The 16,501-nt window shown below is 49.0% G+C and carries 17 protein-coding genes; 14 read left to right on the forward strand and 3 right to left on the reverse strand.

The features are described 5' to 3' along the window. The 9 genes from SPD80_RS04995 to SPD80_RS05035 form a co-directional block, all read left to right on the forward strand. Positions 1 to 889, forward strand: an 889-nt coding sequence (locus tag SPD80_RS04995; protein WP_320828772.1) for an Hsp70 family protein, incomplete at its 5' end; no start/stop codon positions are given. Between the two features lie 11 nt (positions 890 to 900). Further along, the gene (gene grpE, locus SPD80_RS05000) at positions 901 to 1,674 is read left to right on the forward strand and encodes a nucleotide exchange factor GrpE (RefSeq protein WP_320604396.1); all 774 of its coding nucleotides are present in this window, start codon (positions 901 to 903) and stop codon (positions 1,672 to 1,674) included. A 66-nt stretch (positions 1,675 to 1,740) separates the two neighbouring features. Beyond that, a complete protein-coding gene (locus SPD80_RS05005; protein ID WP_320604398.1) occupies positions 1,741 to 2,649 on the forward strand; it encodes a DnaJ C-terminal domain-containing protein in 909 nt (302 codons plus the stop codon). A gap of 1 nt (position 2,650) precedes the next feature. Beyond that, a complete protein-coding gene (locus SPD80_RS05010) occupies positions 2,651 to 3,076 on the forward strand; it encodes a heat shock protein transcriptional repressor HspR (protein ID WP_320604401.1) in 426 nt (141 codons plus the stop codon). A gap of 181 nt (positions 3,077 to 3,257) precedes the next feature. Beyond that, positions 3,258 to 4,280 carry an SPFH domain-containing protein gene (locus SPD80_RS05015; RefSeq protein ID WP_320828773.1) on the forward strand — a complete coding sequence of 341 codons (1,023 nt, stop codon included), beginning with the start codon at positions 3,258 to 3,260 and terminating at the stop codon, positions 4,278 to 4,280. A gap of 11 nt (positions 4,281 to 4,291) precedes the next feature. Next, the gene (locus tag SPD80_RS05020) at positions 4,292 to 4,468 is read left to right on the forward strand and encodes an Arc family DNA binding domain-containing protein (protein WP_320828774.1); all 177 of its coding nucleotides are present in this window, start codon (positions 4,292 to 4,294) and stop codon (positions 4,466 to 4,468) included. A 108-nt stretch (positions 4,469 to 4,576) separates the two neighbouring features. Next, positions 4,577 to 7,165: an ATP-dependent chaperone ClpB gene (clpB, locus tag SPD80_RS05025; RefSeq protein WP_320828775.1), complete on the forward strand. Its 2,589-nt coding sequence runs from the start codon at positions 4,577 to 4,579 to the stop codon at positions 7,163 to 7,165. Between the two features lie 139 nt (positions 7,166 to 7,304). Beyond that, positions 7,305 to 8,153 (forward strand): PASTA domain-containing protein, encoded by an 849-nt coding sequence (locus tag SPD80_RS05030; RefSeq protein ID WP_320828777.1) that lies wholly within the window; start codon positions 7,305 to 7,307, stop codon positions 8,151 to 8,153. 3 nt (positions 8,154 to 8,156) lie between these two features. After that, complete coding sequence (locus SPD80_RS05035) at positions 8,157 to 8,384, forward strand: hypothetical protein (RefSeq protein WP_320828778.1); 228 nt, start codon at positions 8,157 to 8,159, stop codon at positions 8,382 to 8,384. 29 nt (positions 8,385 to 8,413) lie between these two features. Here the strand turns inward: SPD80_RS05035 and mscL are convergent, their stop codons facing one another. From mscL to SPD80_RS05050, 3 genes are all read right to left on the reverse strand, one after another. After that, complete coding sequence (gene mscL / locus SPD80_RS05040; protein ID WP_320604949.1) at positions 8,414 to 8,890, reverse strand: large conductance mechanosensitive channel protein MscL; 477 nt, start codon at positions 8,888 to 8,890, stop codon at positions 8,414 to 8,416. Positions 8,891 to 8,957: 67 nt separating this feature from the next. Beyond that, positions 8,958 to 9,368, reverse strand: a complete 411-nt coding sequence (locus tag SPD80_RS05045; protein WP_320828780.1) for a hypothetical protein — start codon at positions 9,366 to 9,368, stop codon at positions 8,958 to 8,960. A 41-nt stretch (positions 9,369 to 9,409) separates the two neighbouring features. Beyond that, on the reverse strand, positions 9,410 to 10,240 hold the full coding sequence (locus SPD80_RS05050; protein WP_320828781.1) for an MBL fold metallo-hydrolase: 831 nt from the start codon (positions 10,238 to 10,240) through the stop codon (positions 9,410 to 9,412). 201 nt (positions 10,241 to 10,441) lie between these two features. Here SPD80_RS05050 and tilS point away from each other — a divergent pair, with 201 nt between their 5' ends. Genes tilS through SPD80_RS05075 form a run of 5 tightly spaced genes read left to right on the forward strand, consistent with a single transcriptional unit; the run spans position 10,442 to position 16,495 of the window. Continuing rightward, a complete protein-coding gene (gene tilS / locus SPD80_RS05055) occupies positions 10,442 to 11,941 on the forward strand; it encodes a tRNA lysidine(34) synthetase TilS (protein ID WP_320828782.1) in 1,500 nt (499 codons plus the stop codon). A gap of 53 nt (positions 11,942 to 11,994) precedes the next feature. Beyond that, positions 11,995 to 12,543 (forward strand): hypoxanthine phosphoribosyltransferase, encoded by a 549-nt coding sequence (gene hpt / locus SPD80_RS05060; protein WP_320828784.1) that lies wholly within the window; start codon positions 11,995 to 11,997, stop codon positions 12,541 to 12,543. Between the two features lie 20 nt (positions 12,544 to 12,563). Then, positions 12,564 to 14,504 carry an ATP-dependent zinc metalloprotease FtsH gene (gene ftsH / locus SPD80_RS05065; protein ID WP_320828785.1) on the forward strand — a complete coding sequence of 647 codons (1,941 nt, stop codon included), beginning with the start codon at positions 12,564 to 12,566 and terminating at the stop codon, positions 14,502 to 14,504. Then, positions 14,494 to 15,690, forward strand: a complete 1,197-nt coding sequence (locus SPD80_RS05070; protein ID WP_320828787.1) for a pyridoxal phosphate-dependent aminotransferase — start codon at positions 14,494 to 14,496, stop codon at positions 15,688 to 15,690. Before ftsH ends, SPD80_RS05070 begins: the two co-directional genes overlap by 11 nt. Beyond that, positions 15,677 to 16,495 carry a phosphatase gene (locus SPD80_RS05075; RefSeq protein WP_320828788.1) on the forward strand — a complete coding sequence of 273 codons (819 nt, stop codon included), beginning with the start codon at positions 15,677 to 15,679 and terminating at the stop codon, positions 16,493 to 16,495. Before SPD80_RS05070 ends, SPD80_RS05075 begins: the two co-directional genes overlap by 14 nt. Positions 16,496 to 16,501: the final 6 nt, after the last annotated feature.

The raw sequence follows: 16,501 nt of genomic DNA on the forward strand, positions 1-16,501 counted from the left end.
TGGCTCTAGCCGTATGCCAGCCGTCCAAAACTTGGTAAAGCAAATGACGGGCAAGCAGCCTAACATGTCTGTTAACCCAGATGAGGTAGTTGCAGATGGTGCAGCTGTTCAGGCTGGTGTTCTTACGGGTGATGTAGAGGGCATTCTGCTTCTGGATGTAACTCCGCTGTCTCTTGGTGTAGAGACCATGGGTGGTGTTATGACCAAGATGATTGATCGCAATACCACCATTCCTACGTCTAAGACTGAGGTATATTCCACTGCTGCAGATAATCAGACCTCTGTAGAGATTAACGTTTTGCAGGGTGAGCGTGAGCTTGCTCGTGACAACAAGAGCCTTGGTCGCTTCCAGCTTGAAGGGATTCCTGCTGCTCGTCGTGGTACGCCTCAGATTGAGGTCACTTTTGACATTGATGCAAACGGTATTGTTAAGGTAACTGCAAAAGATAAGGCTACTGGTAAGTCCCAGCAGATTACAATCTCTGGCTCTACGGCGCTTTCTGATGAGGAAGTTGACCGCATGGTTAAAGACGCAGAGGCTCACGCAGAGGAAGACAAGCGTCAAAAGGATGAGATTGAAATCCGCAACCAGACCGATTCTTTGGCATACAGCACCGAGCAGACCCTTAATGAGCTGGGCGATAAGGTAGAAGAGGGTCTTAAGAATGAGGTACAGGCTGCTGTTGATGAGGCAAAGAAGGCTCTTGAGGGCACCGATATTGAGGCAATCAAGGCTGCTTCCGAGAAGCTCCAAGAGGTTGGCCACAAACTTGCTGAGGTTGTATATTCTGCAGCCAATGAGCAGGCTACAGCGGATGCATCCACCACTTCTTCCGATGATGTAGTCGATGCAGACTACGAGGTAGTAGACGACAAAAAGAACGAGTAAGGTGACCGGATATGGCTGAGGACACTTTTAAGCCCGAGGATGCCGAGAACCCCAAAGAGCTCGAGCAAGATAGGGAAGTTCAAGATGAGGTGGCAGGCGCTGACGACTCGGCCAGCGCCGCCCCCGCTGAGCTGGATGAAGAAGCTTTAGTTGCAGAGGCAATCCGTCGCGGAGAAGAAGCAGCCGATGCCGATCTTAAAGCAGAGGCAGATACGGTTCGCCTTGAGCGTGATGAGTTGGCGGCCCAGCTTGAGAAAGCCTTAGAAGAAAAGGCAAGCGCACAAGAGCGTGCCGCCCGTATGCAGGCAGACTGGGAAAACTATCGCAAGCGTACGGCAGGTGAGCGCTTGGCAGAACGTGCACTCGCTACCGAGAAGCTCGTGTGCAATTTGCTGCCTGTTATCGATGATCTTGAACGTGCTTTAGCTCATGCCAATACGGTTTCTGAAGGCAATGAGGATTTGGTTTCTTTTGCCAGTGGCGTAGATGCAGTTCGTACAAAGTTTGTGGATGTGTTAGGACGCGAGGGTGTTGAGGTTATTAACCCCGCAGGTGAACCTTTTGATCCCTTAGCCCATCAGGCTGTTGGCCGTGTGGATGATGCGGATGATTACGCAGATACGGTTCGCGATGTCTATCAGCTTGGGTATCGCATGGGTACTAAGGTAATCCGTCCCGCTATGGTTACGGTAACCTTTAACGGGCCAACACGTCCTGATTCTGCTCAAGAAGAGCAGGTGGACGAGGCTTCTGCTCCTGATGAAGTGGCAGAAGAGACTGAGTAACAACAACTATGGCTCACGCCCGAGCAGCGCTCGGGCGTAGCTGTTTGAAAGGGGGCGAACTTCTCCATGGCAAAGCAAAAGACCTATTACGACGTTCTTGGCGTGAAGAAAAACGCCACCCAAGACGAGATTAAAAAAGCATTCCGCTCGCTCGCACGTACGTATCATCCTGATGCTGGTGGTGACGAGAAGAAATTTAAAGAGATTAGCGAAGCGTACGACATTCTTTCCGATGAGAATAAGCGACGTGAGTACGATCAAATGCTGGCTTTTGGTGGTATTGGTGGCGGTAAGTATCGTAGTTACACCCAGGGTGCGGGTACGAGCTTTAATTGGGCAGATGTGATTAACAATGCCGGCGGTATGGGCGGGTTTGATTTTTCGAGCATCTTTAATGGTGCTGCTGCCAGCCGTCCTCAAAAAGGCAGTGATTTATCTCTTGCCGTAGAGGTGAGTTTTGATGAGGCATTTGAGGGCACTACACGTAAAGTTACGTATCGCATTCCTTCTACCGGTGAGCAGCAAACGCTTACAGTAAAGGTTCCTGCGGGTGCCGTGCATGGAGGAAAACTGCGTTTTAAAGGACGTGGCGAGTATGGTCGCAATGGCGGCACGCGTGGTGATTTAGTAGTAACCACCAACATTGCCGAGCATCCTGTATTTAAGCGTGATGGTGCAGATGTACGCATAGAGCTTCCCATTAGCATGTATGAAGCTGCATTGGGTTGTGTATGTGAGGTGCCAACTCCAGAGCACTCTACGGTTTCTATTAAGATTCCTGCGGGCACGCAAGATGGCAAAAAAATGCGCCTGCGCGATTTAGGCGCGCCAAATGTTAAGCGTAAGGGCACCCGTGGTGCGCTCTATGTAGAAATTCGCGTAAAGATTCCAACGCATTTGAGCGAGAAAGAGCGCACTGAGCTCGAAGCACTTCTCAAAGACGATACGCGCGAGTATCGAAAGGATGTGAAGTAGTATGGCTCTGAGTGAAGATTCTTTTTCGGCTGGTAAAGATAAGCCCCTCTACATGATTAGTGTTGCTGCAGAACTTACAGGTATGCATCCCCAAACACTGCGCATTTATGAGCAAAAAGGCCTTGTAAATCCTGGTAGGTCTCGTGGTAATACACGCTTGTATTCTGTGCGTGATATTGAGCGTCTTAATCTTATTAATAAGCTTACGGATGAGGGCATTAATCTGGCTGGTGTTATTCGCATCTTGGATATGCGGGAGCGCTATCGCAAACAGGATGAGGAAATGACTGCGTTGCGCGCTCGTATTCGTGAGCTTGAGGATGAGGTGCATGAATTAAGGATGCGTGAGCGCATTACCTCTTTGGCGCGCTATGAGGGATCTAATCCAGAAATGGTCATGCGCGGCCTTCTTGGTGAATATCAATAAAGGCTGTATGAGGTGTATAGCTAACCTTGCAGGTACATAATCTGTTTTGGATGGTAATCGGTGGAGGTAAAATCCCACCGATTTTTCTTGCACGAAGAAACCAATGTGATATCATATCGATATATAGAGTCCGGCGCTTCCAAAGGGGAAGCTCGCAACTCGTTATAGAGAAAGAGACATCATGTCCCAGAAGAATACAAACGTAAGTGTTGAGAAAGAACTTCATGCAAAGAGTGGTTGGCTTATGCTGGTGGTAACCATTGTTCTATTCTTGGCAAGCGTCCTTCTTATCATAAGCTTTATTAGCGATATGATGCAGTTAGATGCTCTTGGTCTTGAGCCTGGTTTTATGGACTTTGGCAAAATCTTTGCAGCTGTTTTGCTTGTTATTGCTGGTGCAAACCTTGCCAATGGGTTTTTTAGTTTGCAGCCTGGTCAGGCTCGTGTATGCGTACTATTTGGTGATTATATTGGTACGGTTCGTGATACGGGCTTCCGTTGGGCCAATCCCTTCTATGCAAAAAGCTTAGGTGAGGTAGAGACGGTTGAAAACCTAGGTAGCATGGTTACTGGGATAGAGACGCCAACAACCAAGTCTCATAAGTCTATTATTTCTGTTCGTGAGCGTACGCTTAATGGTGAGCGCATCAAGGTAAATGACCGCATGGGTAACCCCATCGAGATTGCAACCGTTGTGGTATGGCATGTAGCAGACACCGCTAAAGCACTGTTTGATGTGGATGACTATGAGTCCTACGTAAGCATGCAGGCAGAGACTGCTTTGCGCCACGTTGCCAGCGTGTATGCCTATGACCACATGGAAGATGACGATAACACCGCTACGTCTATTACCTTGCGCACAAACATTGAGGAAGTTTCTGACGCATTGCAAGCAGAGTTGGAAAATAGGCTTGCTCCTGCAGGTGTTGCAGTAAGTGATGCTCGTTTGACTCACCTTGCTTATGCGTCTGAAATTGCTCAGGCAATGCTGCGTCGTCAGCAGGCAGAGGCAGTTATCGCTGCTCGTAAGAAGATTGTAGAAGGCGCAGTATCCATGGTAGATATGGCACTAAGGCAGCTTTCCCGCGACGGCATTGTAGAAATGGACGAGGAGCGTAAGGCTACCATGGCCTCCAACCTTATGGTTGTCTTGTGTGGTGAATCTGAAGCTCAGCCTGTGCTCAATACAGGTTCATTGTATTAAGCTGAAGTATTGTGGCAACGCGTAAACAATACCCGTTGAGGATTGACCCAGAAATCTGGGACGCCGTTCAACGCTGGGCAAATGATGAAATGCGCAGCTCAAATGGACAAATTGAGTGGATACTACGCGATGCGCTCAAACGCTATGGTCGGCTGCCAAAAGAAAAATCATCAAAAGATGGTGCTTAGATAATCTTATATAGATGGACTTAGATTTTTGAATAAACCTCCTCTCGCTGGGAATACTTCGTAGTGATAAAACACGCGGAGACTCCGCACAGCGAGAGGAGTAGTTGTATGAGAATTGATAAATGGGCAGTAACTGCCCAAGAAGCGCTACAGGCCTCAATTGGTATTGCCAGTGAGGCGCAGGCAGGTGCCGTGGAGCCAATTCACTTGCTTAAGGCACTTATGAGTACAGGGGAACACAATCTTAAGGCTATTGTGGAGCGCATTGGTGCAGATCCTCGCCTGATTGAGCAGCAAGTGGATGCTAAAATTGCTGGTATGCCTCAGGTGTCTGGTGGCATTGCTCAGATGGGATTATCTAACGAGTTTGGCCGCGTAGCAGATGCTGCAGAGAAGTTTGCAACAAACATGGATGATGCTTACGTTACCTCCGAGCATCTGTTGTGTGCTTTATGTCAGGTAAAAAGTGATGCCTCCACTATTTTATCGGCAGCAGGTGTTACCGATAAGCGCGTGCGTGAAGCATATGCTAACTTGCGCGGGGATGAGCGCGTGACTTCTCAAGAAAATAAGCAGCAATTTGATGCACTTGAGCAGTATGGTCGCAACGTTACAGACTTGGCGCGTCAGGGCAAGCTTGACCCGGTTATTGGTCGTGTAGAGGAAATCCGCCACACCATTCAGGTGCTGAGCCGTCGCACTAAAAATAACCCTGTTTTGATTGGTGAGCCAGGTGTTGGTAAAACTGCCATTGTGGAGGGCTTAGCTCAGCGCATTGCGTCTGGTGACGTGCCTTCAACGCTTAAGGATCACGATGTCATTGAGCTGGACATGAGTGCCTTGGTGGCAGGCGCCAAGTATCGTGGTGAGTTTGAGGATCGTCTTAAAAGTGTGCTTAAGGAAGTTAAGCAGGCAAACGGCCGCGTTGTGCTGTTTATTGATGAGCTTCATACCATCGTAGGTGCAGGCGCAACGGAAGGCACCATGGATGCGGGCAACATTCTTAAACCTGCCCTTGCTCGTGGAGAACTTCATGCCATTGGTGCTACCACATTGGATGAATATCGCAAATACATCGAGAAGGACGCGGCGCTGGCACGTCGTTTCCAAACCGTATTGGTGTCCGAGCCTTCTGTTGAAGATACCATTTCTATCTTGCGCGGCCTTAAAGAAAAGTATGAGCTGCATCATGGCGTACGTATTACCGATGCCGCTTTGGTAAGTGCGGCAGATTTGTCCAACCGCTACATTGCAGATCGTTTCTTGCCAGATAAAGCAATTGACCTGGTAGATGAAGCAGCTAGTCGCTTGCGTATGGAGCTGGACTCCATGCCGTCAGAGATTGATGCGGTGGATCGCCAGCTTACTCAGATGCAAATTGAAGAGCAAGCACTGCTTAAAGAAGAAGATGCTGCAAGTAAGGAGCGTCTGGACACCCTGCAGGCAGAGATGGCAAGTGTGCGTGAGAAACTCGACGCCATGAAGGCAAATTGGCAAAACGAAAAACGTGCCATTAATCGCGTGCAGGAACTTAAGCAGCAGTTGGATGATGCTCGAGGTGAGGAGGAGCGCGCAACGCGTTCTGGTGATTTAGCCCGTGCGTCTGAGCTTCGCTACTCTACGATTCCAACGCTTCAGCGCCAGTATGACGAGGCAGAGCAAACCTTGGCTTCTAAGCAAGAGAGCGGCGCTTTGCTCAAAGAGGAAGTTACCAATGAGGAAATTGCCACCGTGGTATCTGCATGGACGGGTGTGCCAGTTTCCAAGATGATGCAAGGAGAGATTGAGAAGCTCAAAAACCTTGAGGCACAGCTTCACGAGCGCGTCATTGGCCAAGATGAAGCAGTATCTGCGGTGGCTGCCGCGGTGCGTCGTAGTCGTGCCGGTTTGTCTGATCCCCATCGTCCCATTGGCAGTTTCTTCTTCCTTGGACCTACGGGCGTGGGCAAGACCGAGCTTGCAAAAGCGCTGGCAGAGTGCCTGTTTGATGATGAGCGTGCGCTCGTGCGTATTGATATGTCTGAGTACATGGAGAAGTTTAGCGTACAGCGTCTGATTGGTGCTCCTCCAGGATACGTAGGGTATGACGAGGGCGGCCAGTTAACAGAAGCAGTTCGTCGTCGGCCTTATGCCGTTATCCTTCTTGATGAGATGGAAAAAGCTCACCCTGACGTCTTTAATGTGCTGCTCCAGGTGTTGGATGATGGTCACCTTACCGATGGACAAGGTCGGGTGGTCAATTTCAAGAACACCATTATCATCATGACAAGCAACATTGGTTCACAGTTTATTGCTGGTGCTCATAGTGCAGGCAACCCTGAAGACGTGTCCAAGAAGATTGATGAAGCCATGCGTCAGGCCTTCCGCCCCGAATTTCTCAACCGCATTGATGACGTAGTAACCTTTACGCCGCTTGGCCTTTCTGATATCGAGAAAATCGTGGACATTCAACTGGCAGCTGTACGCAAACGTCTTGCTCACGAGCGCATTACGCTTGAACTTTCACCTGCAGCGTTGCAATCTTTGGCACTTGATGGCTTGGACCCCGTGTACGGAGCTCGCCCACTTAAGCGCTTGATTCAGCGACAGGTAGTAGACAATGTGGCTAACCTCATCATTGAGGGAGCACTTTGCGAAGGTGACACCGTTCGTATGGATGTTGGAGACGATGGCAAGTTAGTGGCAGCACGCGTGTAAGCGGGCTTCTCGGCAATGTGTATAGAGTAAGTTTTACCAGAAAAATTACGCTGTATGCCAAATTGGGATATGGCGTAATTTTGCGTTTGGATGATTTTCGGGTAAGGTTATTCGTTGATACATACCACCGGGGGTTGTTATGAAATGTCCTGACTGCGGTACAGAAATCCCCGAGGGGATGGCGTACTGCCCATCATGTAGCCAAAAGGTGATTAAGCACCTATCCGAAGAAGCTTCCCATGAGGTGCTTCCTCAATATGACGAAGATAGTGTGGTGGTTCGCCCAGTAGAAGAGCGTGAGCCAATCTTAGCTCCTTCTGATGCACGTCCCAAAACGCGTGAAGAAAAGCGTGCCATGCGTGCGCGTTTGCGTACCATGCGCATCGCCCTTGCGCGTGGCATCGAGCAGCGCGGCGACCCACATTTACACGTGCATGACAATGATTTGTCTGCTAAAGCAGCTCCAGTACAGCCCATTTCTAAGGTTAAAGAAGTACATTTGTTTCGTCGCCAAATTAGCATGGGAATCGTATTTGCCTTAATAATCTTGGCCATGTTAGGCGGTCTCTATGGTGCATGGAGTACGGGCCTTATAGGCGGTGTTACCGTGCCCGATGTACGTGGACGCAGCGCCGCGGACGCAACGGCCGTACTTACCGATGCAGGTTTTAACGTTAGCTTAAATACTACGTATGTGGATGGTTCTGCAGGTCTTGTTGTGGCTATGGATCCAGAACCTGGTGAGCGACAGCCGCGTGGCCAGCTCATTACAGTCCAGGTAAACGAGCCACGTGTTATTCCAAACGTGGTTGGTAAAACGTACCGTGAAGCTCTTGCGGAGTTGCGCGCGCGTGGCTACGCTGATGTAACCGTTTTAGGTGTGGATACCGTTCAAGATTCTGACATTGTGGACGCGCTTTCTCCCGAGCAAGGCACTGCCGCGCCTGTTTCTCAATCCATTACCCTTACCGTCCATCGTGCGGAGTAGCATATGCCTTGCGATAAACCCCTCAAGGATGTAGCTGATACCGTGCAAGCTGCGCAGTCCTCACATGCGCAAAACGCTTCTACCAAACAACAGATACGTCCCGTAAAAAAGAAAGCTGCGGTAGACCGCAGCTTTGCACGAGCAGCAAATGAAGATGACGACGGCTATGACCCTTGGTCAGATAGACCTGCCAAGCGTGAACCCTTGTTCCAAGCTGATCCCTGGAACTAACTATTTGGAACTAGCCATGCGTTAGACTGCTAGGCGTTTGTACCAGACATATGAGCAACCTCATCAGAGGAAGCATTGGGCAAAATAGATGTGCAGTGAGGGCAACGAGTTGCTTCTTGTGCAATCTCTGTCTTGCAATAGGGGCAGGTACGTGCGGGAGTCTCTTCTGCAGCGGCTTCTTCCTTCTTAAACATTTTTGCAGCTTCTTGAGCAGACTTAATGGCGCGTAGCAGCAAAAATACAACAAAAGCAGTAATAAGGAAGTTAATAACCGCACCAATAAAGGCGCCAAAATCAATGGCTTGCTCGCTGCCAGGAATGGTAATAGCAAGACCAGAAACATTGCCGGTACCGTGTGTTGCGGCAGTAATGAGGGGGTTAATGATGTAGTTGATAAGAGCGGTTACAATTGCAGTAAAACCGCCACCAATAATGACACCAACGGCCATATCCATCATATTGCCGCGGTTAATAAACTCGCCAAATTCCTTTAAAAACTTCTTCATGGGGTGACCTCTCCTTGGTGTTGCTCCATGTTGCATGACAAATGGTTACATGCTAGCTAAAAATATCTTATGCGCCAGCACGACTAATAAAATGCCAAAGAACCGCTACAAGTACTGCCAAAGCAGCTAGTATGAGCACTACTAGTATGGCAGAAGTAATTCTAGAACGTCGTTCACGTGCCGAGAAAATGGCACGCTGTCCTTTAGGGATAGATAAATACTGACCATATGGTAAATCATGGTGAAGCCGAGGCATTTCATTGCGAGACTTACGATATGCGCGACCAGAAACAGGATTGTTGGCATGAGCTGTGTAGTTGGAATCATGAGCAGCGTGCGCATATGCGTCGTCCACTGCTAAATCATCTACAGGGTCAACTGTTCTGTGAGGATTGGCGGGTCGTACGTAATTGCGGCGTCGAGTGGCACCATCATCGGCGTGGTCAACTCGCTCGGTATCAGAAGTATCCTGCGACATTGCGCTCCCTGCTACGCTCCTGCTATATAGATATATGGATACTATTTTATAGTAAGAGGGGCATCTTGTGCTGCGCAAACAATATGCAGTAATCCGTCGGATGTGCCTGCACGTGTGCCCATGTCATTTTGTGGGATTGCATCAACGGCACAAGAAAGCGCCTGAACAGCCAATCTGGGACGATTATTTTCTTGAGATAGGTGCATGCCTATTACCTGTTCAGTCTTTTGAGTCACCAAGGCAGCAAGTGCATCACAAGCCTGCTCATTAGATAAATGCCCGCGCTCACCACCAATACGCTCTCGTAAAAACAGCGGATAGTGGCTTTGTGCCAGGAGCTTGGGGTCATGGTTAGTCTCGAGGGCAAGTATACGCACATTGCTCAGAAGTTCTATGGCAGCTTGCGTAAGCATGCCAGAGTCAGTGCAATAGCCTATAGAGTCTCCGTGTGATTCAAACCTAAAGCCAATAGGGTCAACCACATCATGAGACGTGGAAAAACAGCCCACGCGAATATCTCCAATTTCAAAATCCGCGTCATGGTCAATATACTCAAAAGGCAATGCAGCTAGATGTTTGCGCGCAGTGGCAGTGCCCTTAGTTGCCAAAAGAGAGCCATCAAAGTGTTTGCACCACACGCTTAATCCGGCTGTGTGGTCAGAATGCTCATGGGTTACTACAGTGGCAGCAACATCAGATATATCGAGCTTAAGCGCAGCTGCTCGGCGCGTGAGTTCCCTATATGAAATACCGCAATCAAGCAATATTTTAGTGGAGACAGACTCCACAATACAGGCATTTCCCTTGGAGCCGCTTGCTAAAATATGTATCTTAAGCTGCGATTTTGCATCAGCAGAAGGTGCGTGTGTCATGTAAACCTCTCTTACTTTCTTAGGTGTAGCTTAGCAGCAAGCTTGGACATATACGGTATAAAGCTGCAAAACGGCGGTACAATCACGATTTAAGAAGAGAGTTTTTAGAGCATTTTAGATGGCTGGCTTGTGTATGGTGCGAGTTTTTCTGCTTGCCAGCGCATCATCCGTTTTAGTTGCCGTAGCTTCTCAAGGAGACTTATGACAAGCGTTGCTCGTCGATATGCCCAACATACCAGTACGTTTGCTCGTCCTTCAGGCCATGGTGCGGCAGAGGAGCATGCACCTGTGGTTCTTATGGTGTCAGGAGGTGCAGACTCAACAGCACTTCTTGTGTTGGCAGCAACTTCTACGCTCGATATTGCAGATGGCCGTGGGTTGGCACGTATTGCAAAAGAACGCCTTCATGTGCTCCACGTCAACCATGGGCTGCGCGGAAAAGAAGCAGATCAAGATGAGGCTTTTGTCAGCCAGCTTTGTGAACAGTTTGGCATCCCGTGTGAAATCGTGCGTGCTCATGTGGCTGATTTAGCAGCCCAGTATGGCGGCAATGTAGAAAACGCTGGTCGAGAAGTGCGTTACGCTGCAGCTCATAAGCTTGCCAATACGCTTGCTAGCCAGCTGGGTATCTCGCGCTCTGCTGCGCGGATTCTTACCGCCCATACTGCGAATGACCGAGCAGAAACATTCTTGGCTAACGTGCTTAAGGGTACGGGGACTGCCGGACTTTCTTCTATCCCATGCAGGCGTAATCGTATTGTGCGCCCCTTATTGGACTATACGCACGAAGATTTATGCAATTTGTTGCTTGTTCGGGGAATTGCGTGGCGTGAAGATGCTACTAATTCAGACACGCATTATCAACGAGCGTTTATCCGTCATAAGGTGCTGCCACAGCTTAAACAACGCAATGCGCATGTGGTGCAAAGTATTGGAACTACCTGCGAGATTTTATCGGATGAAGACATATATCTGTCTCAGCTTGCTGCCCAAGCATTACGTACGATACAAACACGCAGTCAAGATGGGCTGCTTGCTGTAAGTGCAGCAAAGCTAGCAGCTATGGATGTGGCTATTGCGCGTCGCGTGGTACGCAGAGCAGTGCAGGTGGTGGAGCCTGAGTGTCGTATAGAGGCGCAGCATGTCAATCGGGTGCTTGGCATTGTGGCGCAGGGAACGGGCTCAGTTACGCTTCCCATGGATATAGATTGCCGTGTGGAGTTTGGTATTTTGTTTGTACGGTCACATACCAACAGCCAACAATGCACACCTCAGTGGTTGGCTATTCCTCAAACAGTAGCCCTTACCAAGAAACTCTGTGTATCAGCGTGTCTTGTATCAGTACAGCCAGGTACAAACCCTGAACAAATTGCTCGCGCACATGGTAAAGAGTGGGAAAACAACTCCGTGCTACTTGATGCTCAGCTTGTAGGGGTTATTGGTGCGGGAGCTCAGTTGTGGCTCGAGAGTCCACAACCAGGAGATGTGATGTGTCCTTTGGGTATGCATGGGCAATCCAAAAAACTCTCTGATCTTCTTAATGAGGCAAAAATCCCCGTATCTGAGCGTAGTAATCTTGTGGTAGTTCGCACTCAGCCAGCAGGACCAATTGTGTGGGTTGCGGGCGTTCGCGCCGACGAGCGCTTCCGTTGTACAGACCAAACAAAAGTGCTGTTAGAATTAAAGGTTCATACTAACTAGGTGTACAGTGAGTTGTAGTGCGCTTGCAGCGTAGCACTAAGAAAGGGAAGGTCATGGAGCAAATTCATCCCGATATCAAAGATGTTCTTCTGAGTGAAGACGATATTAAGGAGATCGTTTCATGCATTGGTAATCAAATTACTGCTGATTATGAGGGTAAAAATCCCCTGGTTATTGCTGTGCTGCGTGGCGCTTTTCTTTTTACTGCAGACCTTATGCGCGCCATTAAAACAGACTGCGAAGTAGACTTTATGGCAGTTTCTAGTTATGGTGACGGCGTAAAAAGCTCTGGTGTTGTCCGTATTATTAAAGACTTGGACACCAAGATTGAGGGTCGAGATGTCATTATTGCGGAGGACATTTTAGACTCTGGTCTTACGCTTTCGTATCTTATTAAGGCTTTGGGTGCACGCCATCCTAAGTCCATAGAGATAGCTGCATTTCTCGAGAAGGACATTGAAGGCAAGAAGCCTGCGGTTACGCCTCGCTATGTTGGGGCACATGTACCTAATGCATTTGTTGTTGGCTATGGTCTGGATTATGCTGAGCGCTATCGTAACTTGCCTTACATTGGCGTGCTTAAGCCAGAAGTATATAGCTAAGGTATAGAGGAGTTTTATTCGTGAGTTTGAAGGACGAGAAGGGCACGCCACGCGATCCTCGTGATCCACGGGACCCCCTCAATGGGGAGCGTCAGATTCGCATCCCTCTTGCATACGTGCTTATTGGCGTTGCATGTATTGCATATTTAGTGTTTGCCTTACAAAACGGTCTGCCTTTTCAGAAGCAGCCAGATAAGCTTGCTACCAGCGAGCTTATTACCGCAATTACTGAGGATCGTGTATCCGAAGTAAGTTATCGTGATGCAGATGGCTATGTTAAAGGCAAATATTGGAAAACCTCTGACACTAAAGGCAATACTGATGCTTTAAGTGACTTTACCAGTACCTATGTTGGTGCTGATTCTTTAGCAGAGCAGATGGCTAAGCATCCCAAGGTCAAGTATGTAGTGGATACATCCAAACCAAATGCTTTAGGCGATATGCTACTGCAACTTATCCCAAGCATACTTATGGTTGGTGCGGTTCTGTACTTCCTTAACCAGATGATGGCACAAAATAGCCAAGCTATGCAGTTTGGTAAAGCTAAGGCTCGTGTCAGTGAGCGCACTCGTCCCAAGGTTAAGTTCAAGGATGTTGCTGGTATTGATGAGGCTGTCGAGGAACTTAAGGAAGTTCGCGATTTTCTCGCCGAGCCTCAGCGCTTCTTGGATATGGGTGCTCGCATTCCTCGCGGTGTGCTGTTGGTGGGCCCTCCAGGAACGGGCAAGACACTGTTGGCAAAGGCTGTTGCTGGCGAGGCAGGCGTTCCGTTCTTCTCTATTTCAGGTTCTGACTTTGTAGAGATGTATGTGGGCGTTGGTGCAAGCCGTGTGCGTGATTTGTTTAAGGAAGCCAAAGCAGCTGCTCCTTGCATCATTTTTATTGACGAGATTGATGCAGTAGGCCGTCAGCGTGGTGCCGGCTTAGGTGGCGGACATGATGAGCGCGAGCAGACGCTTAATCAGTTGCTAGTAGAAATGGACGGCTTTGAGAAAAACGAGGCTGTTATCTTAATTGCGGCTACAAACCGTCCCGACATTCTTGACCCAGCGCTGTTGCGTCCTGGTCGCTTTGATCGCCAAGTAACGGTTGACCGCCCTGACGTGCGGGGTCGCGAGCAGATCTTGAAGGTGCACTCGGAAGGTAAACCGCTGGAGGGCAGCATTGATTTTGCCAATATGGCAAAGCTGACTCCTGGGTTTACGGGAGCAGATTTGTCCAACCTTATGAACGAGTCTGCTTTATTGGCAGCTCGTCGCAACAAGAAGGCTATTAGCCAGGCCGAGGTTGAAGAGGCAATGGAGCGCATTATTGCTGGTCCTGAGCGTAAGAGTCGTGTTATTACGCAAAAGGAGCGCAAGACCATTGCCTATCACGAAAGTGGCCATGCGCTTATTGGGCACTTGCTGGATAACTCTGATCCAGTGCACAAGATTTCAATCATTAGCCGTGGTCAGGCATTAGGATATACCCTGCAACTTCCTGACGAGGATCGTTTCTTACAATCCCGTAGTGAGATGCTCGATGAAATTGTTGTATTGCTCGGTGGACGCACTGCAGAGGAGCTCTTCTGCGGCGATATTACTACTGGCGCAAGTAATGACCTTGAGCGCGCAACTAAGCTTGCACGCAATATGGTTACGCGCTACGGCATGAGTGACGCTTTGGGGACGCGCGTATTTGGCGAGCCTCAACATCAGGTATTTTTAGGCCGAGACTATGCAGATAAGCAAGATTATTCATCCGAGACGGCAAAGCGCATTGATGACGAGGTAGAGCGCATTATGCGTGAGGCACATGACCGCGCAGCTCAGATTTTAAGCAGCCGCCGTGAACAAATGGATACGATGGCTGCGGTCTTGCTTGAGCGTGAAACCGTAGAGGGCGATGCTATGATGGCGCTTCTCAATAACACATGGGACGAATATCAGACGGGGGATGCTCCACACGATGAGGATTAATCAGAAGTCGTACGACCTAGGTGCCGCAAAGTCTTCTATCCGTGAAATCGCAGCATATGCAGCAAAACGACGTGAAGAAATTGGCGCCCAGAACGTTTTTGACTTCTCGATTGGTAATCCTTCGGTACCAGCCCCTGATGCAGTATATGATTCCATCAAGCAAACCATTGCGTTGCCACCAACGCAGGTGCATGGCTATACACCTGCAGCAGGCTTGCCTGCAGTAAAAGAAGCACTGGCTGCGTCATTGCGTCGTCGTTTTGGTGAGCAGGCGGCTCGTGCGCAAGATTTGTATATAACCTGCGGCGCTGCAGCGTCAATTTCTATTACGCTGCACGCCGTTATTAATCCTGGCGATGAAGTAGTGGTTATTACACCCTATTTTCCTGAATATCGCGTGTGGATTGAGCATGCAGGCGCCACGTGCGTAGAGGTGCCATCTTGCAAAGATGACTTTCAAATTGATGCCGTGGCTTTGCGTAATGCTCTTACCGAGCGTACCAAGGTTGTTATTGTTAATTCGCCCAATAACCCTGTGGGCATTATTTACTCTCAAGAAAACCTTGCAAAGGCCGCTGCCGTTTTGCAAGAAGGCTCCAAGCATTTTGGTACAGACATTGTTTTGCTGGCAGATGAGCCATATCGTGAGATTAGCTATGGTACAGACGTGCCATGGATTCCTTCTTTGTATGCCAATACCGTGGTGTGCTACTCATACTCTAAGTCGTTGTCGTTACCGGGTGAGCGCGTGGGATGGGTGTTGGTTCCTCCCACTAATCCCTTTAATGAGCAGCTGGTTTTTGCTATAGCAGGCTCTGGGCGTGCACTGGGTTTTGTATGTGCACCTGCATTATTTCAGCGGGTTATTGCAGACTGCGTAGACGAGCCTTCCAATGTAGCAGCATATGATTGCAATAGGCATGCTCTTATGGATGGACTGCAAAGTTTGGGCTATACCTTTGTAGAACCGCAGGGCGCGTTTTACTTATGGCTTAAGGCTCTTGAACCAGATGCAGAGGCATTTTTTGAGCGGTGCCGTGCGCATGAAGTGCTGCCCGTGCCCTCCAATAGTTTTGGTTGTACGGGTTGGGTTCGCTTGGGATATTGCGTTTCGTATCAGACCATAGTTACTTCTATGGACGCCTGGGCTGCTATTATGCGGGAGTATCAACATGAACAACTATAGCCGCTGCGATATACACACGCATACGCTGTACTCCAGACATGCGTATTCCACACTTGCAGAAAATATAACCGAGGCTGCCGATAAAGGCCTGGAGCTGCTTGGCAGTGCTGACCATTTTAGTTCCATGCTGTATGGTGAGCCTTACGATGTAAGGGACTATCAGTACTTCCTTAACTGCAGTATTTGGCCGCGTGTCTGGAAGGGCGTTGTGCTGCTTCGTGGCGCAGAGGCAGATATTGTAGACCTTGAAGGCAACCTCTTTGGTCACAACATAGGTCTTGAATCGGGCATTACTGGTGCTTCTTATGATGACCCGCTTACGCTTAAAGATTTAGTTTTTGGTGAGTTGGATTATGTGGTGGCAAGTATCCATAATCGCAGCTTTGCACGGGATGCATCATTAGCTCAAACCACACAGATGTATATCAATGTGCTGCATGACCCTCGAGTGCATGTACTTGGGCATGTGGGGCGTGCCAATGTTCCTTTTGAGGTAGACGAGGTTCTTACCTGCGCAAAGGAACTTGGAAAGCTGGTAGAAATTAACGAGCATACCCTAGCTCATCAGCAGCGCTTTAGTAAATCTTGCCAGCACATTGCAGAGCGTGCGGCAGAGATTGGTACGCAGATTGCTGTTTCTAGTGATGCTCACTTCTGCGCAGCTATTGGTGGGTTTAACAACGTGCATACGTTGTTAAGTACGATTCATTTTCCAGAAGAATTGGTTGCAACACGCAGTGCTCGGGCATTTTTGGGCTCGCTTGAGCAAAGCGGTGTTATGCCAAAGGCGCTGCAGTTGCTATAACCAGCT

Origin of the sequence: Atopobium sp., from assembly GCF_034113385.1 — a bacterium.
Taxonomy (GTDB): Bacteria; Actinomycetota; Coriobacteriia; order Coriobacteriales; family Atopobiaceae; genus Atopobium.